Raw genomic sequence first — 21633 nt, forward strand, 5'->3', positions numbered from 1 at the left:
CTAATTGCTCGTTAATTGGCTTATTGTTCGTTAATAGGGCAGGGAAGGTTAATCCCGGTACTAATGGCGGTTCCAAAATCGGGTGATCCATCTGCTTTCCAGCTAAGCTGTTGCATTCTTGTGGTTCTGGCCTGACCCGGGTTATTTGGTGTGCTGCGGGCGTGGTAGATAAACCAATTTTCAGATTTCACCATACCGTTCTGGTCGGTGAAGCTACTGGTAAAAAAACCGTTGTGTCCGGGGCCATAAACTGAATTTTTATCGCTCTTCACAAATACCTGTTTTTTGTTGATCCAGTTTTCTGCTATTGCCGGGTCGCTGCCGGTCTTCAACTGAATCTGTGCTAAACAGTAATTATCACTACTGTAACGGCTGGCAGAGAAGATGATAAATACGGGGCTGTTGGCATCGCGTTGCAGCATAATCGGCCCTTCGTTTACACCTGCGCCAAGAAAAGTGGGCTCCCATTTTTCCCAGTCATTTGTTGGTGATGATATCTTGATTCGTGGTCCGCTGATCGTCCAGGGGTTCGACATGGGGGCGAGGTAAATATATTGTTTATATTTTTCGGTAGGATTTTCCCAGCCTGACCACACGAAATAGTTTTTATTCCCTATGGTAGCAACAGAACCATCTATCGCCCATTGATCATTTCCTGAATCGGCGATTTTGCCTTTAAAGTTCCAGATTCCCTGGGTTGGGTCTGCGTTTTCATTTTCCAATACAAACATGCGGTTACTGTCATCTACCCCCTTTTGTGCCGCGGCAACATAGATATACCATTTTCCTGCTAAGAAATGCAGTTCCGGGGCCCAAAGGTCAGCTGAGTGATCGGTATTTTCAGGGGGTGTCCAAACCGTTGTTTCAATGGCATTGGCCAGTTGCGACATCGCTTTCGTTTTGGCTATAGCCACACGGTTACCCTTGGTAGACAGAAAATAGTAGTTTCCATCTTTTTGGGCAACAAAAGGATCGGCATGATCGCCATTTACCAATGGGTTTTGGAAGTATTTTACAAGGGCACCTTGTTCGGTGTTGATCGTCGTATCTCCCTGAGAACTTTTCTGACAGGCTGTGGATAATAGGGGAAGTCCCGCAGTCATCAAAATAAGAAATTTGTTCCTCATAAAGCTTGGAATGGTTGGTTATTTGGTTGACCAAAAGTAGCGATCAAAAAACGGTATCATTCCGATCCAGAGGCTGATCTACCTCAAATCAAGATTGTATAATTTTTAAATATCTGTATAACAGATATTTGTGTTCATATCGTCGCTTGAAAATCAAAACTGTTTTCAACCCGTTTTAGGTAACGGAATGCTGTCATTTTAATTTTAAACCCTAATATTGTAATGCCATATCAGCATAGATCAGAATTTGCTGTATGTTTATGTAACAGGCTGGCGGCCATCCGAAATATTCATGATAAAGAAAATTTTTGTAATAATCATATTGCTGGTCCATGTTCTGGCAGTTAGTGCACAAACATCGAAAGTGGACAGTTTATGGAAATTACTGAGAAGAGAACTCTCAGCAGAAAACAATTATATCCGGCAGAAAGAACAAAAAATTGAAAGGTTGCGTACACAGCTCGCAACTGTTCCTGCTGAGGATTATCTTGATCGTTACAAATTGTTGTCAGGATTGTTCAATGAGTACAGTTCTTTTCGTTTTGATTCTGCAATTACCAACGGTAATAAATTGATTGCCCTCTCAAAAAAGTTAAGCGGTAAGCACTACCTCATTCAAAGCCAGATGGGCCTGGCTACGGTTTTGGTGAAGTCGGGCTTTTACAAGGAGGCTTTTGAAACAATTGCAGAGATCGACACGGCTGGCCTCCCGGGCAGGTTACGTTACGATTACCTTAATTTACGTGGTATGCTTTTCGATGAAATCGGCGCTTACGACAATGACGCATATTATGCTGTGGGCTACCGCAAAGCCGCCCAGGCAGCATTCAAAAAGGCGGGGACTTTGATCAATCCTGGTGAACTTGAAAAAACCATTAGCCTTGCTTTTCTGCCCCCGGCTGAGCAGGATAAAAAACCAGACGCAGCGTTTTATTACCGATATCTACTGACTCACGGTTTATCAGAGCATCAGATTGCCATAGTCGCTACCAGAATTAGCCATGCCTACACAGGTGATGATAAGCTGATGTTACTCACCCTTGCGGCAATTAACGATATCCGGTCGGCTACTAAAGAAACTTTCGCCATATTTTTACTGGGACAGGAACTTTTTAAAATGAACCGGAATGATGATGCTTATATCTGTATGCAGGAGGCGCTCGGAAATGCTGCTTTTTATGGAACCAGAAACAGGGCGGCACAAATCGAATCGGTATTGCCCTTAATCGCAAGCCGACTGATAGAAGAAAAGCAACATGAGAAGGAAATGCTCTGGATTGGAATTGTGATTTTCGTGTTGGTGGCGGTGGTTTTGCTGTTCCAGTTGGTACTTTTCCGGAAACAGGTGATTCATATCAAAAAAAACGATCTGATCATTACAGAAAAGAATACAGAACTTGAAGACGTGAACAGCAAACTCTGGGAATCGTCCCGGATCAAGGAAGAACTCATCGGCCTGTTTTTTAAAACCTGCTCATCTTATATCGAAACGCTTGATAAGGTTAAACGCAAAGCTCAGCACAATATTAAATTAGGGAAATATCAGGATGCAACCCAGGTGCTGGGAAATGTTCATATACAGAAAGAGAAATATCAATTGTTCAATACCCTGGATAGGGTTTTTTTAACCCTTTTCCCCAACTTTGTTTCCTCGTTTAATGCACTTTTAAGGCCTGATGAGCAGATTGAGCTAAAAGAGGGTGAAATGCTCACTGCCTCACTTCGTATTTTTGCATTGATCCGCCTGGGAGTTAGCGATACGGAAACCATTGCCCGTATATTGGATTATACCGTAAATACCGTTTATACCTATAAGGCCCGTATGAAAGCAAAAGCTTTGGTTGCCCCGGAACAGTTTGAGCAAAAGATAATGGAAATTAAATTTACAGATGACCGCTAATGATATAACAAACTGCAAATACATTTTCCAACATAGATTCACAATGGCTGGATGTCAACTTATATTCCCTGCGTTTAAAGTACAAATGATATAGTCAATATAAGCTTCTTAATTACTTGCCAACTTAGTCATTTTCCTGCTTAAGCATTAATTTGCGAGTTGGTTTTTGTAATGAATCAATTGTGCGCTCAGTTTATTAATGGATGCTTTTACGTGTCCAAAGCAGAATACTATATTTCCCACACCTACCTTAGTAAGCGCAAATTGTTCTATTTCTAAAAGGTCTTCAATAATATCTTCTCTACCCAGGTAGCCAAATGAAGTCTTCATTTTATGTACGAGAAACGCAATTTTATCCCAGTTTTGTAATGCAATTTCATCATCTATTTCCTCCATTAGCTTTGGTATATGCGAATTGAAAAGATCAATTGTGGTAATGATAAACTTCGTATTGGTTCCTGAAATTTTTTCAAGATAGGAAAGGTTTAATGGTTTATCGACATTGTTTGAATCACACATATCCGAAGCTGATCTTAGGGTTAAATATTCTCATTCTGTACTATTTATATTTTTGAATTAAATATATACGATGTAGGATGAATCTGTTATAGTGAGATGTGTAACTTATCTGAAACAATGTAACAAAAAGATTGTTTAAAAAGCTTAATATGCTTTCGAATGATAAATATCCTGATAGTAGACGACCATTATAATAATGTTAAGATCTTGGCAACTGCGCTAAAACGAGACGATATTGTATGCTACGTTACTACATCTCCAAAACTAGGTTTGCAAATGTGTATCGATCATTCTATTGATATTGCATTGATAGATGTGAATATGCCAGAACTATCGGGGTATGAACTACTCGAGTCTATAAAGAATAACCCATTAACACGCGGGGTAATGGTGATTTTGATTACAGGTTACTCCATGGATACCAACGATGTGGTGAAGGGTTTAACGCTTGGGGCTGTTGATTATCTCTTTAAGCCTCTTGATTTACATGTCACCGTGGCAAAGGTAGATTCCATTACCAAGCTAATCCTCCAACAGCGGGAAATCAATAATAAAAATCATCAGCTGGAACAGTATAAGAAAGAACTGTTGGAGATGGTTTCTATTGCAGAAAAGAGTAAACTGGCAAAAGAAAACTTCCTGGCCAATATGAGCCATGAAATACGGACACCATTAAACGCTATTTTGGGGCTGATACACATTTTGGAAACCACCAGATTGGACGCTGACCAAGCTAAACTTTTGGGAATGTTGACTTATTCCTCTAAGCTTCTGCTTCAGTTAGTGAACGACATTCTGGATATATCGAAAATTGATGCCGGGAAAGTGAAACTGAATAAAGTGGAAACCGATTTGAGCAGACTGGTTAATGATATATGTGAGCTGACCCGGCCCCTGGCAGAAAGCAAAAATCTTGTTTTATCATGTTCTGTTGATAAAAACATACCAGAAGTTGTGATGGCAGATACCTTAAGGCTCAATCAGATTTTAATTAACCTGGTCAATAACGCGATTAAATTTACCGAATACGGTGGTGTAAATGTGAAGGTTACCATCTCCGAAGTCAGAGAATCGCAGATATTATTGAACTTTTCTGTTTCTGACACCGGAATCGGTATTCCTAATGAATTAATTGGTCAGATCTTTAACCGGTATGAGCGGCTGGAATGCCCCATGGCTGATAAATTCGGCTCTACTGGTTTAGGCTTACCAATTGTTAAAAAACTGGTTGAACTTAAAGGAGGCACCCTGAATGTGGAAAGCAGCGTTGGAGTGGGTACAACTTTTACCTTTACGAACTGGTACAAAGTGAATAACAAAGTTGAAGTAGCTAAATTAGCTGAAAGTAAAGAGCGGTTTTTAAAATCTTTCAGCAATATTTCCTTGTTGCTTGCTGATGATGACGAAATTAACCGGTTCGTGACTAAACAAATATTATCAGAATGGAATATTCAGGTTGATGAGGCCGAAAATGGACTGGATGCTTATATTAAAGCTAAATCAAAACAGTATGATGTGATACTAATGGATATCAATATGCCCGTGATGAACGGTGTAGAGACTACACGAAAAATCAGAAATGAATTATCTGAACACAATAGGTACATCCCTATTATGGCATTCTCTGCATTTATCAGGGATGAAGACAGGATAGCTGGAGACCATGTTGGGATAGATGCCTATATCCAGAAGCCGATTGAACCAGAAACCTTATATTCACAACTGTATAAGCTGCTAAATAAGGATCACTTATAGCATTTTAATAAATCTATAGCCAATATATTCCATTTCCTGATCGATTGGGTTGTCAATCTTCTGCCCTCAGTCTTGTTCGAATTGATTGAGCCTTAATGATTTAATTTCTGTTTAATATCCAGCTTTAACAAGCGTTGATCTTGAAAGCTTTTTACGAAATGTTATGTCGGAGAAAGTGCTATTATAAATTTGACTTTGTGACCAATGCTTCGGATGTTTAGATATTCAGATTAATCAGTAATCCTTGAATCACTTTTGCCATGTGACGAATATTTTGGCCCATCTACTCTTAGCGTCTCGCGATGGTAAAAGCCAATTAATTATAAATAGATCTAAACAAAAAAAGCCCATCTTTCGATGAGCTATTAATTAGTAGGGTCAATCCGTGGAAGTTCGAACCTCTTTGAGCATTGCGAAGCGGTAGTAAATTTTGAGAAAACTTTAAAAAACAAAGTCGAGGGTCAGTATAGAAAGAAAAAGAAAGATTGATCATTATTCCCTAATACTTTCATCTGAGTAGTAGCCGATTATTACATGTCGGAAGGTGGTTTGGATATGAAAAAAAAATTAGGGAACAAAGTAGATCATATTATCTTGATGGTCAAAAATGAAGGTTAATTTTTTTGCAAAAATAACCGATAGTGTGTTTATCAATATATAGGAATCATGCAGAGAAGTTATGTTTCTTAAACCTGCCTTTTAAAAGTATTGTCGTGTGTATCTGATTTACTTGGAATTTGTCAATTGCTTTCAAGTTATTGTTCATATATTAGGCATATCAATTAAACTCTCATTATGAATAATAATTCTTACACGTCATTTTCTGGCCAAGCATTTAATAAAATTAATCACTGTCCACTATGCTTAGTAGTGGTATTAAGTTTGGAAGAACGTCAAAAGTTTTCGGTGAAAATGCCTAATTTCTTGCTTTAACTTTTAGGAACTGTAACCACAGTCTCATTGGTATTAAGATATAAGTTTTTAATGAAATTATCCTAATCATTTTAGCCATCTAATTATATCTTAAGTCTAATTAGCTAAAATCATGGTGAATTCTAATCAATAATTTAATTCAAAAACAACAACATTCAAATTCAAATATATGTCTGGAAATGCTGGTATTAGAGGGTATTTGCTCCAAAGCATCGTAACGGTATTAGATAGTTTCGAAAATCAAGATTGGGAAAACGTTTGCCTAGAGCCTACTAATGAGTCCGAAAAGGTGGATATCATATGGAAATACCCAAATAAAGAAACGAAGGTAGTTCAGGTAAAATCATCACAGAATGAGATTACGTACTCCAAAGCATCGAATTGGCTAAAACTATTGAAAGCATCGCAAGATGCAAATTCATATGAGCTAATTGTCATCGGTCATGTCGACGAAAAACTTAATAAAAATTCAAATATTGATGAGGCAGATATAAAGAAATACCCATTGGACTTTGAACTGTTGAAAAACAATTCTATTGTCAAGATTAATCAGTTTTTCGAAAATAGGAACAGACCAAAGGTTTCGACAAAAATTATCGAAATAATGCTCAATAGTTTGAATCATGATTTAAGTGAGAAATCAGTTTTTGGTATTGAGATTAATCGACAAGATTTTGAGCACCAGATGGTTGAATGGCTTTCAGAGATTGAAAAATATGTGGTTAGAAATCCACTAATACAGTATTTGCCTATAAAAGAGGCTGAGGGAACAAGTCTCAAAGAGCAAATTGTCACTAACTTTCTAAATCTAATCGGTTGGTCATCTTACTCTGATGGTACGGTCGAAAAATACTATGATGAAAAAACACTTAGCACTGCTACAGCAAAAGTAGATTATTATCTTCAGTTTGAAAGTAAGCTGAAAGATGATGTAACCAATCACATTTTTATCAATTCGATCCATGATTTTAAGTATCCAGATTTACCTAGACATGAGATCACTAATTTTCTCAACGTTTCAAATAGAATTACCAATAATTACAAACAGAATAGAAGGATTTCTGATGAAAAGGGACATTCAATTTTTAATATTCTTTTATGGTTCGTGGATGATAATTCGGAAGATACCATCAATTTCATTTCCAAAGTCCAATCAGATTTTCGTTATGAATTTCTAGGTGTCGATCAGCAGTATTTTTTAGTTGACAATACGAAAGCAAATTTCATAATAAGTGCAATCGCTACTGCAAGGGAATACCGAGAAAATTTGCCAGTTAAATTTTTATATCCAATAACGGAATTTAACTCAGCTTATGATAAAATTGGTAAAAGGGAATTCCAACTTCCTCCAGAATATATCAATACTAATATTCTGCCGATCATTAAAGAAGATAACGAGAAGATAAGTGTCTTATTATTCACTGCGGACAAGTTTAGTAGGGAAGGAGTAAAGCGATTGATTTGGTTTCTGATCAAGCTTACCTCCGGCTTATCCAATGAGTATATCATATATTTTTCTGATTATGACTCAAAATATAAATATCAGGTTGATGAAGTTATTAGGTCATTTGCTAATCCTGATATTTTCGGCAAAATTAAAGTCGAAAAGTTCCTTTACGAAATCACTTCGGCTAATTTAAAAGATGTTAAGTTAGCTGCTCAGAATTCGGAAAATTCTCAAGTCAATGACTTAAGTAAGATTGGGGAACTTAAAATTAATTCAGTATTCAGGGAACAGTTACCATATGGAGATATTTTAAAACCGATACTTGGAACAGATAATATTACGGCGAGTGATCTAAAATTATTTTTAAACCTTAAAGGTATCTTCTTAAAAAACTCAGATAAAAAAAGGATAATTGATTTGATGGTTAGCCTGTTATTCAGTCCAGAGGAACTAATGGAATTTATCAATTTGATTAACGTTAAAGAAAGGCCAGTAAATAGTGTGCCCATATTTGTACCTCTAAAGTCGGATTTATCAATAAAGGAGATCTTTCTGAGAATCTCACCTGATTTTTCAGCTATAACAAATGGTCTGCAGGCAAAATTGAATGATCCAGTTGTTTTCCAAGAAGACCCTCAGGAGCCAGGTACATTTATCTTTTCATCATATGTTGAGAAGAAAGATCTGACTAAACAAGTTGCGGTGAATACTACATGGGATTTGATTAGGGTTAGCTATAAAAAGAATGGAGATAAATTGGTCATAAATACAATTGAAACAAATTCGAAAGACGGAAAAAGTATTGCCAACAGAATAGTCGAGCAAATAAAAAAGGAGTTGCTGAGTAAAGACATGATTAAGAATGATACGATTGTCATCAAATTTTCTGACTTTGATTCCAATAAAGAACGGGTAAATTTTCTGCTGAGTTTTACGGATATCAAACCCACACAATTTTTTGTTGATCAGGATATTAGGTCTTTGAAATTCATATTTGATGATACACAGGTTATTCCAGATGAGTATAAGGATAAAACCGACAAAGATTTGGTTATTCTTTTTAGAGGAAAGAATCTGAAGGGAATCAAAGAGTTATCGGAGGACTTTTTCAAAGAAATTATTTTGCTAGAGGAGTTATCGATTACCTACAAGTTTGAAGTAAAAGGAGTAATCGGTTACTATAATGTGAAGTTCAATTTTTCGGATGCCTTAAAATCTAAGCCAGTTATGGATGGGGAATTTATCTCCCAGCCATTTTTACATCTAAGCTATCATGTTAAACATAAGGTTCGGGACATCCCAAAACTTGAGAAAATGCTTTCTAGAGAGATTCAGGATCTTAAGATTTATTTATTAAGAAAATTCAATAAAATATAACTAATGATTTCATTTTTCGAAGCTTCGCTTAAACAACTTTCAATTCACTATACTGGCAATAAATTAGTTGAAGAATATTACAAACTGTCTGATGCGCCATTAAAAATTGATGATGAACTATTGAATAATTTATTGATGTAGTTTTTTATAAAGCCTTTTGAGAAAGTTAATGAAGTTTATCATTTTTATCACCCAAATGATAACCTGCAGCTTAATGAAGTATATCACTTTGCGACTGAGATTTTTGAAAACAATCAGCTTTTTCATGAAGACTCACAGCAACTCGCAAAACACCTTTTTGATGTAGCCAACCATCCGAAAATTAAATCAGGCGAAATGTATGTAGCCTATTTTGAGAAGGTACAGATTGAGGGTGAACAGCTTGATGTAATTGGTATTTTTAAGTCAGAAACAAAAGATACTTACCTCAAGGTTTATTCCGAACTTGATGGTTTTGGGATGAGTTATGAACAGGAAGCCATCAGCATAAATAGACTTGATAAGGGTTGTTTGATTTTCAATATCAACAAAACAGATGGTTATAAAGTTGTGGTTTTAGATCAATCTAAAAGTAGCAACGAAAGTGCTGTTTACTGGAAAGATGAATTCCTTAAGCTGAAAATACGAAACGATAGTTATAACCAAACCAATAATGTTTTAGGCGTTTACAAGAATTTTGTAACCCAAAAACTTGATGATGATTATGAAATAAGCAAAGCAGATAAAATTGATTTGCTAAACCGCTCAATGAAGTATTTTAAAGAAAAAGAAACCTTCGATATTGAGGAATTTGGAAATGAGGTAATTGGTAATGCAGAAGGGATCGAATCTTTTAAAACTTACAAGAAAAATTACGAGCAGGAGTATGAATCGCCAATTGCCGATACTTTTGAAATTGCCGAGTCTGCGGTGAAAAAACAGGCTCGTACTTATAAAAGTGTACTAAAGCTTGATAAGAACTTTCATATCTACATCCATGGAAATAAGGATATGATTGAAAGAGGTTATGATGATGATAAATCGATGAACTTTTATAAGGTGTATTTCAGGGAAGAAGAGTAAAAAAATGGAAAATGATTACAAAAAATTACTGCATGATTTTATAGCTTATAAACTTAATAATGAGTTAGTATTTGGTTTTGGCGGCAACGAAGATGGAGAATACTCATGTCTAACGCTGAATGAATTAAATACAGATAATATGCTGACCTTGAAGTTGTATGAAAATCAGAAGTACACTTTTGAAAATGAATTTTGGGATGATGAGGGAAATCCTATTCGTCAAGTCATTTATTTAAATGATTCGGATTTAAAGTTACTGACACTCCAACTGCAGTCAATGATGCAAACCTATTTAACAGAGCAATTATCAAAATATAATAAAACCTAGCCTAGCAAATATAATTGTTGTCCGGTGGGCAAATTAAATATCACGCTAAGATTAGAGATTTTAAAATAAGTTGTCAAGTTTGAAATGATTAAGGGTGCCTGCTCTCTTCCTTTCCCACTTTCAGCGCTTTTTAGGTTTGCTTGGCTCACATATACAAAAGGCCCGATAGGGCCTTTGCTTTGAAATTTTATCTTATTCATTCGAAAGCACTGGTTCAGCTTTGTTGGTCAGACTTATCTTTAGCTTTATTCAGATAATATTTGGTGAACCAAATGGCGACATCCTTATCCGGTATATTGTCCCATTCTTTTACACCACCAATTACTTTAAAATGTCCGCTTACTTTATAAGGTTCATAATTTCCGGAATTATCAAAGAAGAAGGACTGGTAGGCAATTTCGGCAGCATCATAAAGCAGGTCCAGAGAACGGTAGTAGCGGCTTTCAATCCGCTCCGGCGGAACATCATGCCCCCCCTCCTTCACCCGCAGCGCAACACGGAACTTATTTATCTCGGAAGACTCTGTACTTACAAAATAAAGATAAACTTTATATCCCGCCTCCGCGGCCAAACGCATATCATCCAAATTTGACTTATGGGAAAACACCGTTTCAAATGAGAAACGCTTCTTCGCCCGGATCAAAGCATGACGAAGAAACCTGGCTATAATCTGCGCCAGACGGTCAAGATTACCCATAAGTAAAACTTTTAGCTTTTTGCCTTCAATAGCAAAAGAGCGTAACAGTTCCTCCTTAGTAAAACCACCAAAAAGCAAACCCTGCGAAACTGCAAAATCAGCAAGTTCAGGATCCGAACAATTTACCTCATAAGGGCCAAAACTAAACTTTCCCTTTTTTAAATTTTGTGCAATATCATCCGCATTGATATAAATACCCACATCGAGTTTTACGCCCTCTTTAACCTGAGTATCACGGATTTTTTTGATGATGGTACTTTTACCAGAACCATTTGGCCCAGCAAATACCCTGAGTCTTAATTGAGAAGGTGATTTTTCAGACAAAGCAATAACAACAATTAAATAGTTTGCAATTTTTCTATCTGCTCCACTCTACCATCACTATGCTCACGCACTACCCAGCCATCCTTTACCGTCACCACAAAACCCATTACCTCCATTGCATTTTTTGCCGCAACCTTTCCCGCACTCTTTGCCTTATCAACAAGAATCTTTTTGGTCAAATAAGCAAACCCATCTTTGGTAGCCCATTTACCTCTCCCTCTGGGAGCTATCTTCGCTTTAACTGACATAATAAATAAATATACAAAAATAACAAATTGTTTTTTACATCTCATCGAATAATACCCACAAACTTAACAACTACATGATCAATACGAACTTTTTCTATATTTAATGTCCTATCAAATGATAATTCTAGAAAAAATAGAAACTATCAAAATTGCGCTTGATAATCGTCCAGTTAATCGAAAAACGGTTTCATTATCAACTATATGATCCCGCTTAATTCTCTATAGGAGATTTAGTATCTTGGCATAATCAAAACTTATGTTAACGCAATTAAAATTAATAGTGATGATTTAGTTTCTGCTAGCAGCGAACGGGCAGCTACATGCCACAGTTTAGTGAGTTTTCAAGATTTGTTTTTAGAGAAATGGTAGTGGGAAACTTGGAATGGATAAAAGTAGCTGTTCCACATGTATAATCCATCAGAATGGATTTGGGACAGGCTGATCCGTAATACAAAAATCTAGTATCAAAAATGTTTGTCTATATCACTGGCAATACTCGCTTATTCATGTTGGATATAGAATTGCTCCAATAACTGCATGATGAGATCTGATGGCTCATCGCCACGTTCTTTCATATACAGCATTTCCTTCAACTTGTCTTTGGTAACGAACAAGATGACCTTTTCTTCTTGGTTATAGACTATATTGCGCTGCGTCTTTGCGCTATCGTCAACTGGTTTGTTGGTTATGATGATGGCTAATTTGCCCATTGTCTTTTTGATATAGTTCCTTGTCTGGTTGACTTCATCCTTGCCAACAGTTTCCTTTTCGTAGTTCTTGAATTCAAAAACAATCATTCTTGCCTGTAGTTCAAGATAAAGCGTATACCAGTTCCGTAAAAGTGGATCGGTGGTGGCGCCCAAGTTTCTATTGGCAAAAATTGCGTCTCTTCTGTCAATTCCAGAAAAGCTTGAAACCTGTGGACCGTGATTGATCAATGAGGGGACAAAAAGGTATTCCAATATTTCTAGGCACAATGTTTCGAACTGTCTCCAGCCAGCGGTTCCAGCCGGGCAGGTGTCCAATCTCTTTATGAAACCGTTAACTAAGCTGCTCATCTGCAAAATATTTGATTTGAATGGCTTTGTTGTCGGCAATGATATCTTTAAGGTCATTTCCGTCGATAACTCTAAGATCAATGCCATTAGCTTGATGAAGCTCGCCTATATATTCTCTTACGACGGAAGTTAAAAGGCTATTGGTGATCAGTAAAAGCTTAGTATCATCTATAGAAACATATTTGTGCCTAGCCAACATGTCTTTGAGTGAAGATAGGCTAAATCTTTCCTGACGGTAGAGTTTGCTCTCGATCAGCCATGTTTCTTTCCTTTTTCTTCCGAAGGGGTCTTGTTCAATATAGTTGGCGATGAAATCTATTCCTTTGTCTAGTTTGGTAGTCTCTTTGTGAATGTTCAGGAAATTGAGTTTTGAAAGCAGGTCGAAGATCATGTCTTCAAACCTTTTAGGACTCAGGTTATCGAAAGTGATGGAGCTTCGAAATTTAATCTTTTCGATCAGCAAGTCAGCTTCGGCATATTTATTCTCCCTGAGGTCAACATACTTAAACTGTTTTAGATTATCTGGAATGATCAAATCTTCAAGAAGTACCAGTATAATTGCGATATCTCTTTTTTTTGCATCCTCAAGAAACTGGTCATCATAAGCAAAAGATAATTTGCCATCTCTAAAAAGTTTTTTTGTGAGACATATTACAAGAAAATCGCTTGCGTTCAATTCATAAGAAATGATATCATGCCAACTCGTACCTGGAGCTATTCCGGAATCATTCCGTATCTCAAAATTGTTTTCTACGAGTTTATCCCTTAAAAAATCCACCTTCTTTTCGTCAGCCATGGCGTATGACAAAAATATTTTTGCTTTTCTCATAATTGATCTCGTTTGTTACTAAAGGTAATATTTTTATTTCCTGTGTCGATATTTTAGCAACGGTAACTATCCAACCAGTGTCGAAGAATTACCTTTTGGGTACTAACTGTTTAAATTTACATATTTTTTCAGATCGGAAAAGGTACTGACCTGCTCTCTATGACTGATAATGAAGATTAGTGTGAAAAAATAGCTCATGCCCAAAAAATCTTGAGTAATGGAAATTGGCTGTTTTCCATGGGCTATGTCATTTCTCTTATCCTTGATTGCCGTAAATTTTGGCATTAGTGATTGAAATATCTCATGGGTGGTTAGGTTTTGAAAACGTAATTCGAATGCTTTGCAGATTTTCACCCTCAAACGGTTTTCCTCTTCTGACAGACCAATTTGGACTGCGGGAGATAATGAGTTGACAAAACATTCGAAGCTGGAAAATAGCATGAAAAAGGATAGGTTCAATTTATTTTCAAGGTATAGTGAATAGCTTTCTCCAAGTAAGGATTCGTAAAAAAAGATCGAGGATAGATTAGGTACATATCTTATAGTAACCCATGAGTAAACTGACCAATCCAAAGGGTCAATGGACATAGAATCCCCAAAAAATGTCCCTTCATATTTCAATGACCTCGATTTATTGGCAATTGAGGCGACACGGATCGAATTAAACTTAAATTCGTCCATATCATTTGTGTCATGGCCGTTCTGATACAAAACATCTTGATGGTGCATATATAGGTAGTTCAGAAATTCTTCCTCTCTACCTGGAGTAAATTTAGATCCGCTTTCCATCTCCATTTGAACAAAATCATCATTGTGAAAGATCTTTTGATTGTCGAAGGTGAAATCAATAACCGCTTCGATTTGACTGGTCAGTTTCCATTGGTTTTTGAAAATATACTCCTTTCCATAATCGCCTGCATAATTACTCATGTCATAATCTGGTGTATGATTTATTTTTATTAAAAAGGTTTCCTTTCGAAAACTTCCCGATAATTTTAGTAGTTTTTCCTTGATGTCCTTAATTTGGATGAAGTCAATGTATTTCATGGTTTTAGAATGAGTTGGCGGTCAGTTTATTCAGATTAATCCATAAAGGAGCATTCCTGAGTACAGGAAGATATTGTCGAAAGGCTTTTCAGGAGCCATAGAAATACCCTCAAGCCTTCTATGTCGGATCTTTTCATCGGCGATTTCACTAATCAGTTGTTCGAAAAATTCTCGGGTTTCATTTTTTATCTGCCATATTGTTTTTGAATAGGCGCTTCTTATATTTTTGTCCTCTTTCAGGTTGCTATAGAATAGTTTGGCATAAAGAAAGGACACAAGGTCTAGGGTTGGCCACTGTGATGCCATTACTAGGGTTCCATTATTCTGCAAAGAGGCAGTTGTGAAACCAGCAAGCTCATGGGTACTGTATATTTTTTGGTGATTTCTGTTAATCGTATCTCCCGCGTTGCAGGCATTGAAGTAGACCAGTTTCAGTTTTTTACTTTCTATTTTTGAAAAAGAGAAAAGGTGAAGGTGGTTTTCATTTAAGGTCGAAAATCCAGGATCTGAAAAGATTGAGATCGGTTGGCCGTGGGAAATGATATGTATAAGGTCAACATCCCCTGATAGCGAATGAAGGTCTTGGTGTTCTGAGACTTGTTCAAAATTCCTTTTTAATGCAACTACTTCCTCCTGAAATAATTCTAAGGCGTTTTCACCCCGTTGGATGATGGCCACTTTGTCGAAATCAAAGTCCATCGTTTTCGCTTGGTACATCAATGGGCAGACCTGTATGAAAAAATTTCCAACTTTTAACCTGCTGCTGATTCTGGTATCCGATAGCAGGGTCTGTACTATTGGGAATGCGGCATCAAAGACTGAAGGGAAATAGTAAATTCCCTTTGCATCTGTTTGCACAGCGGCCAAAATTAGTGGGTCAAGATGTGATTTGATTTCTTCTGTATAGAAGAGTAGGTCATTTACGAATGAATCCTTTTTAGCGCCTCTTTGGTATTCACCTGTAGATTGGATAAAATTTCTGGCTTTCTGTTCGTATGGGACAGCCAAGCTGGCTCTTTTTTCTGTGTCTATGGTATAAACTACATTTCCCCTCGACCTGAAGAAGCCAAAAAGAACTATAATTCCCTCCTTAATCTTGCCCTGGATAAGTTCGGCCATTGCATTTGCACCCCTTTTATAAATGTCAGGAAGCTTATACTTAGTGATAAGTGCACGGGCCGCGGATTCGAATTCCTGCCACGGAAGCAAATTTTCTGGTACAGGTGCTAACTCAAGTTCGAGAAGGTTGGGATTTTGAAAGGGATCGTCATATTTTTCATTGAACCCTATCATAAGCACGCCGCCTTCATCCTGTAAAATTTTGAATGTGGTGTTGATTCTTTGGAGTTCTTCAGTTGGGACGTGCCCGGTTGAATTGATATGCTCCATCCAGCTGTTTACAGCCAGCCAGTCGCTCTGGGAATTTTGTTTCAAATAGCAGAAAATCGGCAAAAGTTTTTCGGTCGGTAGCTCTTCGGCAAGAAAATCTATAATTGATAGGATCCTGTTCACATATTTCTCACGCAAACCTCTTTTAAAATGGGGTCTAAATACTGTTGAGAGTAGTATTTCAATATTTTTAATGCACCTGAGCAATATCAGCAACGACTTGCTGTAATGTTTTTGTAAGGCAAGGACCAATGAAAAGCATAACAGATAATCTATCAGCCCTTCGATGTAACTTGTGTCGATATTTCTCTTCAGGGCAACTTGGAACTCCAACGAGAATGCTTCAAGTCCTGTGAAGATCTTTTCGGCCTTTTGGAGCTTGCCAAGATCTTTATAGCAAATGCCCATATGATAATTGATGAAGAATTCTCGGTACCGGTCAATTTGGCCATGTTTCCCCTTAATTATTTCCCTATATATTTTTAATGCTTCTTCGGGTTTTTTTAATCTAATTTTCACTGTGGCGTAGTTTGTCATCGTGCCAAAAGGTATTTCGATCTTATATTTTTTGTAAAGAGCGTGGCTTTTGTTAAAAACCTCTTCTGCAAAAACATGGTCATCTTCACTGACACCTGCCTCCGCAAGTGCGGCATACACAGGGGCTAACAACTCTTCTTTGTCTCTGTCAATGACCTTGTGTTCGATCTCATTTACCAAACGATATGCTGATTGGCTTGCCCTTGCACCAGCAAAGATTCGAACGGCACTTAACTTCACTGCTATTGCTTCTTCTATCTGGTCGATGCTTAGGTAATAATCGGAAACAATTTTTAAAACGATCAGAATCGAATCTTGGCTAAGATCATTATCCGTTAAGTTTTTTTTTATGTTTTGGCAGATGATTACCCCATAGTGATAACCATGGTCATCGGCCAGGCACGCCTCAAGTGCCAATCTCAGGATATTTGGCATGTCATGGAAAAGCTTGAGCTTGATCAACGCCGTTATCAGGAGGTAGTAGCTTGCTACAATTGTACTTCCATGTTCTTCTTTCGAAAGTGTCAATTGTAAAGAGGCAGCTTCTTTTACAAAACTTGGATTATCATCATTGATATCTTCAAGCAAACATACAATCTCTTTGATCTTGTGTTCATCTAATCCCTCTTTGATGATTTTTGCAAAGAAAAGCTTATAAGCTTCGATGCCATGCTTACATGCATCTGCCAGTTTAAGATGGAATTCCATGGACTTGAGGGCGTAAATTGTGAAAAGAGATTGCTAAAATACAAAACATCCTACGTATTATTCATTGATAACTTTCCGAAACTTCCAGACTTTCTGATCAAGAGCTAAATAGTTTAGCCATTGAAAATTTAATATGCTATATTTAGATATTGCAACATATGGCCAATTCCATATTAAAATTGCGATTGAACATTGAATTATTGTATCTCTCAAACCTAAAACTCTGGAATTTCAGAAAATTCGGAACTCCGGGAACCTTTGATCTGGATAAGCCAAATCTAGACCTTGATTTTGGCGATGGTGTCAATGTGCTGATCGGTGAAAACGATAGTGGGAAATCAGCGATCATTGATGCGATCAAGCTGGTGCTGAAAACCCATGCGTCTGAATGGATAAAGGTAGACTATGACGATTTTCATCAGTCTAGCCAGCGCCTGCGGATCGAATGTATGTTTTCTGATCTCGCTGATATAGAAGCTAAAAACTTTATCGAATGGCTTGGCCACACCGGAGAAGGAGATAAAATGAAACCGTTCTTAAGGGTGCTACTGGACGTGAAAAGGAGAGATGAAATGATTTTGCCCACAGATATCCGTGCAGGGGTCGAGGCTGATGGGCACCTTCTGACCGTAGAGGCGAAGGAATATCTAAAGACAACTTATTTAAAGCCGCTCCGCGATGCCAAAAATGAATTAGTCCCTAGAAGAAATTCAAGGCTGTCACAGATATTGTCCGGACACCAGGCTTTCAAGGGACAGGAGAAATCCCACCGTTTTGTTGGTCTGGTCGGTGAGCTGAATGCCCAGATCGAGGGGTATTTCAAAGGCACTGACAAAGACGGTAAGACGCTTGGCGATGATGATAAAAAGGGCCAATTGCTCAAAGAAGTGATAGATAAATATCTAACGCTCTTTTCCGACCGTTCTTCAAAATTTGAAATGAGCGGTGGTACGCTAAAAAGCATACTTGAGGGATTGAGCCTGCTTTTTATGGATGAGATGAACCTGGGACTAGGAAGCCATAACCTGTTGTTTATAGCATCGGAGCTCCTGCACCTGCAGCGGGCGGACTGGTCAGGTCTTAAATTGGGGCTTGTCGAGGAAATCGAAGCCCACCTTCATCCCCAAATACAGTTACAGGTCATCGAGACCCTACAGAATGAAGCCAAGGGTATACAGCTCATCCTTACGACCCATAGTCCGAATATAGGTTCGAAGACCAAACTAAAGAACCTGATCATCTGTACCAATAACAATGCTTTCCCTATGGGGCCCGATTATACCAAATTGTCAGGGCCAGACTATAAGTTTTTAGAACGTTTTCTGGATGTCACCAAGGCCAATCTTTTTTTTGCAAAAGGGGTGATTTTGGTAGAAGGCTGGGCTGAGGAATTGATTTTGCCGGTTATCGCAGAAAAGATGGGAGTCAACTTGACAAAGGCCGGGGTTTCGATCGTAAATATCGCCAATACCGCATTTTTGAGATATTCTCAGATATTCGAGCGGTTGGATGGAAAGGTGATGGACTTGCCGGTTGCGGTGGTGACAGACGTAGACGTAAAACCGTTCGAAGCTGGCGTAACAAAAACGATCGCTGGAACAGATGGTAAACAGGAGGAAGTTCAATTGACAAGAGATGAAATTGAAGCCCTCATCATTTCAAGCCAGGAAGCAAAAACTGAAAAATATGAGGGGGATAACGTCGAACCCTGCATTTCTCCCTATTGGACCTTGGAATATTGCATTGCACGTTCTTTGAAACTAAGGAAGGTTTTCTACAAATCTGTCCTAGAGGCACTGATAGAGCAGAAGGAGGACGATGGCGTTTTAGCACTTGAGAAATATCAGTTAGCGGTTACAAATGTTGATAAATGTTTTTCTAACTGGACCCAAAACGAAGAAGAAATTGCATACAAAATTTACGACCATGTGCTCAATGGTAACAACGATCTTGGACTGGCTAAGGATAAGATTTCTAAATCCATCATTGGACAACGCTTTGCCGATAACCTAAAAAATGAAGCTGTAGATAAAATCCAGGACGAGCCCAGTATAGATTACCTGATTAATGCGATAACATATGCAAGTTGAACAGGCTGATATAGATTTTGCCGAAACGGTACTGTTCGGGAGTACGGGCCACTTTGATAAAGAACGTCTTGATTTTATCCGGGATTTCACAACATTGGATCTGCAAGCAGTACCTGGGAGTGGCAAAACTACGGTGCTGCTTGCAAAGTTGCTAGTACTGGAGCGCCATCTCCCCTTACCGTACGGTGAAGGCGTATTAATCCTTTCCCATACCAATGTTGCCGTTGAGGAAATCGCCAGCAAGATTGCCATCCATTGCCCTAAACTTTTCAGCTATCCCAACTTTTTAGGCACAATCCAGAGCTTTGTTAACCAGTTTCTAGCAGCACCCTTTTATGAACAGGTTTACCGTTCGAGCATTGTCAGGATAGACAACGAAATTTATGATCAGGTTTTCCTTCAGAACCTGAACCTTTGCCTGCCCAAAAAGTCAAAACCAACTCATAATAAAATACTGCATATAAGAGGTGCGAATGTTGATCAGTTATTATGCTACCGTTTTGATAAAGATGATAAGGAAACTTACCTGGTCAAAGAGCTCAATGGAGATAAGTTGGAGGTGAACAAACCACGGGGAAACACGAAAAAAGACAATTACAGGGACTGGACCAAAGAGGAGAAGAAATTGGTTTTGGATTATCTTTTTGCCCTCAAGACAAGGTGCTTGAAAAATGGGATATTGCATTTCGACGATGCCTATTTTCTGGCCAAATCTTATCTTCTGCGCGTTCCATCGGTGTCCGGATTGTTGAGGCTACGGTTTCCCTATGTGTTTGTCGATGAAATGCAGGATATGGAAATCCACCAGCATGATATTCTGGAACAACTTTTTTTTGGAGAAGGAATCAAAAACTGCTTTCAGCGGATTGGCGACATTAACCAGTGCATCTTTGGAAGCAGCTCAAAAAGTTCAGAAATCTGGAACACTCGTAAAAAAGCTCTTACCCTGGTAGGTAGCCATCGGCTTAAACCAAAACTTGCAAGCATCCTTTCTGCTTTCGGCGCAAAAATGCAGGTGGATGTCTTGGGATTCAGAATGGGTGTCGATCTTGGTCCGCATTTAATTGTCTTTGAAAAAAAATCTATAGCCAACGTTATTCCAAAATTTGCTGAACTTGTTCTAACTTTCCTGGCGGATGGAAAGATTTCCAGCGAGTCTGTCCACCCTATAAAAGTAGTAGGATGGAATGGCAAAGAATCTGACGATGGGAAGTTGAGGATAAAAGACTACTTTCCAGGCTATTCAGCTGCAGAGTCCAAACTTAGGATCGATCATTTGAGTTTGTTCGACTATCTGGTGCTTAGTGGAAACAAAGCACATACTTTCTCTTCACTGCGGAAAAATATACTCAATGGAATTTTAAAGATCCTAAGACTTCAGAGCAATCTGCCACCTGATCCCTATAGCACGAAACGGAAATTTGTAAGATATATCAAATTTAATTTTCCGGGAATATACCAGCGTTTCCTATCGGTACTCTATCTGGCATGTTCAGATTGCCTTAGGCAAAAGCCCTTGGATGCCCACAAAAAGCTTGTAGGCTTCCTGCCCGGAATGTTTGCTGAAATCTTTCAGGTGACATTGGAGGAAAAGGCCGCCGAATTTCTTGGAGAACAAGTCAGCTCTGCCATAAAAGATGAACCTAAGCCCGTTCATAACCGGATTGTCTACAAGGATATCGAACTGCAGGTAGGGACAGTTCACTCGGTAAAAGGCGAAACGCACTTAGCGACACTCTACCTCGATACCTGCTACTACGATCTGGAAAGCGTGAAATCCTGTGCGCAGCTTACTGGAAAGGATGCATGTAAGGAGAGCGGCATCAGAAAAAAAGAATCAGCTACGATGATGTACGTTGGGTTTTCGCGTGCGACCGACCTTTTATGTTATGCTGTCCCAGAAGGTAATTTGGATCACTCAATTGATCAGATGCGTGAGCTAGGGTGGACAATAATAAAAATATAGCGCATCCCATTGATATTTCAACTAGGCACCAATTGATTATCCGGCCCTTTTCGCTGTTGTCTTTTTATATTGGACATTCTTTTGGTTTAAGGCTATTTTGAAGTATAATCTTTATGATCTGTATCACGTTGGGTAGCGTTCGGAGTTTTTACTCGCATGTGCATAGATGTTCAGAAATATATCGGTCGTCCGTGAGTTTGGTCATGGATCCGTATCACATTCACCAAGTGCTTTGACATCTGTATTTCGCTCTCTTTAACTTAAAAACATTTTTGCAATGGAAAAAAATCTG

At 38.1% G+C, this 21633-nt stretch carries 14 protein-coding genes and 1 pseudogene; 7 read left to right on the plus strand and 8 right to left on the minus strand.

Annotation, left to right across the window (positions count from 1 at the left end; all coding sequences use genetic code 11):
• Positions 1-20: 20 nt before the first annotated feature.
• A complete protein-coding gene (locus tag DV942_RS17420; protein ID WP_145859649.1) occupies positions 21-1127 on the minus strand; it encodes a glycoside hydrolase family 43 protein in 1107 nt (368 codons plus the stop codon).
• A 292-nt stretch (positions 1128-1419) separates the two neighbouring features.
• Here DV942_RS17420 and DV942_RS17425 point away from each other — a divergent pair, with 292 nt between their 5' ends.
• A complete protein-coding gene (locus tag DV942_RS17425; RefSeq protein ID WP_145859651.1) occupies positions 1420-3027 on the plus strand; it encodes a DUF6377 domain-containing protein in 1608 nt (535 codons plus the stop codon).
• A 147-nt stretch (positions 3028-3174) separates the two neighbouring features.
• Here DV942_RS17425 and DV942_RS17430 read toward each other — a convergent pair whose 3' ends face one another.
• On the minus strand, positions 3175-3546 hold the full coding sequence (locus DV942_RS17430; RefSeq protein WP_145859654.1) for an Hpt domain-containing protein: 372 nt from the start codon (positions 3544-3546) through the stop codon (positions 3175-3177).
• A 159-nt stretch (positions 3547-3705) separates the two neighbouring features.
• On the opposite strand from DV942_RS17430, the gene DV942_RS17435 reads away from it, so the two are divergent.
• From DV942_RS17435 to DV942_RS17450, 4 genes and pseudogenes are all read left to right on the plus strand, one after another.
• A complete protein-coding gene (locus tag DV942_RS17435; RefSeq protein WP_145859656.1) occupies positions 3706-5301 on the plus strand; it encodes a response regulator in 1596 nt (531 codons plus the stop codon).
• A 1102-nt stretch (positions 5302-6403) separates the two neighbouring features.
• Positions 6404-9058 carry a hypothetical protein gene (locus DV942_RS17440; RefSeq protein ID WP_145859658.1) on the plus strand — a complete coding sequence of 885 codons (2655 nt, stop codon included), beginning with the start codon at positions 6404-6406 and terminating at the stop codon, positions 9056-9058.
• A gap of 3 nt (positions 9059-9061) precedes the next feature.
• A pseudogene (locus tag DV942_RS17445) lies at positions 9062-10120 on the plus strand (nucleoid-associated protein).
• Positions 10121-10124: 4 nt separating this feature from the next.
• A complete protein-coding gene (locus DV942_RS17450) occupies positions 10125-10448 on the plus strand; it encodes a hypothetical protein (RefSeq protein ID WP_145859660.1) in 324 nt (107 codons plus the stop codon).
• Between the two features lie 214 nt (positions 10449-10662).
• Here the strand turns inward: DV942_RS17450 and DV942_RS17455 are convergent, their stop codons facing one another.
• From DV942_RS17455 to DV942_RS17480, 6 genes are all read right to left on the minus strand, one after another.
• Positions 10663-11469 carry a hypothetical protein gene (locus tag DV942_RS17455; protein ID WP_145859663.1) on the minus strand — a complete coding sequence of 269 codons (807 nt, stop codon included), beginning with the start codon at positions 11467-11469 and terminating at the stop codon, positions 10663-10665.
• 14 nt (positions 11470-11483) lie between these two features.
• On the minus strand, positions 11484-11717 hold the full coding sequence (locus tag DV942_RS17460) for a hypothetical protein (protein WP_145859665.1): 234 nt from the start codon (positions 11715-11717) through the stop codon (positions 11484-11486).
• A gap of 500 nt (positions 11718-12217) precedes the next feature.
• Positions 12218-12775: a restriction endonuclease gene (locus tag DV942_RS17465; protein WP_145859667.1), complete on the minus strand. Its 558-nt coding sequence runs from the start codon at positions 12773-12775 to the stop codon at positions 12218-12220.
• Positions 12759-13604: a TIR domain-containing protein gene (locus DV942_RS17470; RefSeq protein ID WP_145859669.1), complete on the minus strand. Its 846-nt coding sequence runs from the start codon at positions 13602-13604 to the stop codon at positions 12759-12761. The genes DV942_RS17465 and DV942_RS17470 overlap by 17 nt, the downstream gene beginning before the upstream one ends.
• A gap of 102 nt (positions 13605-13706) precedes the next feature.
• Positions 13707-14651, minus strand: a complete 945-nt coding sequence (locus tag DV942_RS17475; protein WP_145859672.1) for a hypothetical protein — start codon at positions 14649-14651, stop codon at positions 13707-13709.
• A 30-nt stretch (positions 14652-14681) separates the two neighbouring features.
• Entirely contained in the window at positions 14682-17285 is a 2604-nt protein-coding gene (locus DV942_RS17480) for a CHAT domain-containing protein (RefSeq protein WP_145859674.1), read from the minus strand.
• 185 nt (positions 17286-17470) lie between these two features.
• On the opposite strand from DV942_RS17480, the gene DV942_RS17485 reads away from it, so the two are divergent.
• Entirely contained in the window at positions 17471-19375 is a 1905-nt protein-coding gene (locus DV942_RS17485) for an ATP-dependent nuclease (RefSeq protein WP_222431119.1), read from the plus strand.
• A complete protein-coding gene (locus DV942_RS17490) occupies positions 19365-21341 on the plus strand; it encodes a UvrD-helicase domain-containing protein (protein WP_145859676.1) in 1977 nt (658 codons plus the stop codon). The genes DV942_RS17485 and DV942_RS17490 overlap by 11 nt, the downstream gene beginning before the upstream one ends.
• Positions 21342-21633: the final 292 nt, after the last annotated feature.

The sequence above is a fragment of the Pedobacter suwonensis genome (assembly GCF_007833675.1).
Classification (GTDB): domain Bacteria; phylum Bacteroidota; class Bacteroidia; order Sphingobacteriales; family Sphingobacteriaceae; genus Pedobacter; species Pedobacter suwonensis.

Coding starts and splice junctions, on each gene's coding strand:
- DV942_RS17440 (WP_145859658.1), top strand. CDS start 6,404: ATGTCTGGAAATGCTGGTATTAGAGGGTATTTGCTCCAAAGCATCGTA.
- DV942_RS17420 (WP_145859649.1), bottom strand. CDS start 1,127: ATGAGGAACAAATTTCTTATTTTGATGACTGCGGGACTTCCCCTATTA.
- DV942_RS17465 (WP_145859667.1), bottom strand. CDS start 12,775: ATGAGCAGCTTAGTTAACGGTTTCATAAAGAGATTGGACACCTGCCCG.
- DV942_RS17430 (WP_145859654.1), bottom strand. CDS start 3,546: ATGTGTGATTCAAACAATGTCGATAAACCATTAAACCTTTCCTATCTT.
- DV942_RS17435 (WP_145859656.1), top strand. CDS start 3,706: ATGATAAATATCCTGATAGTAGACGACCATTATAATAATGTTAAGATC.
- DV942_RS17470 (WP_145859669.1), bottom strand. CDS start 13,604: ATGAGAAAAGCAAAAATATTTTTGTCATACGCCATGGCTGACGAAAAG.
- DV942_RS17450 (WP_145859660.1), top strand. CDS start 10,125: ATGGAAAATGATTACAAAAAATTACTGCATGATTTTATAGCTTATAAA.
- DV942_RS17475 (WP_145859672.1), bottom strand. CDS start 14,651: ATGAAATACATTGACTTCATCCAAATTAAGGACATCAAGGAAAAACTA.
- DV942_RS17480 (WP_145859674.1), bottom strand. CDS start 17,285: ATGGAATTCCATCTTAAACTGGCAGATGCATGTAAGCATGGCATCGAA.
- DV942_RS17425 (WP_145859651.1), top strand. CDS start 1,420: ATGATAAAGAAAATTTTTGTAATAATCATATTGCTGGTCCATGTTCTG.
- DV942_RS17490 (WP_145859676.1), top strand. CDS start 19,365: ATGCAAGTTGAACAGGCTGATATAGATTTTGCCGAAACGGTACTGTTC.
- DV942_RS17460 (WP_145859665.1), bottom strand. CDS start 11,717: ATGTCAGTTAAAGCGAAGATAGCTCCCAGAGGGAGAGGTAAATGGGCT.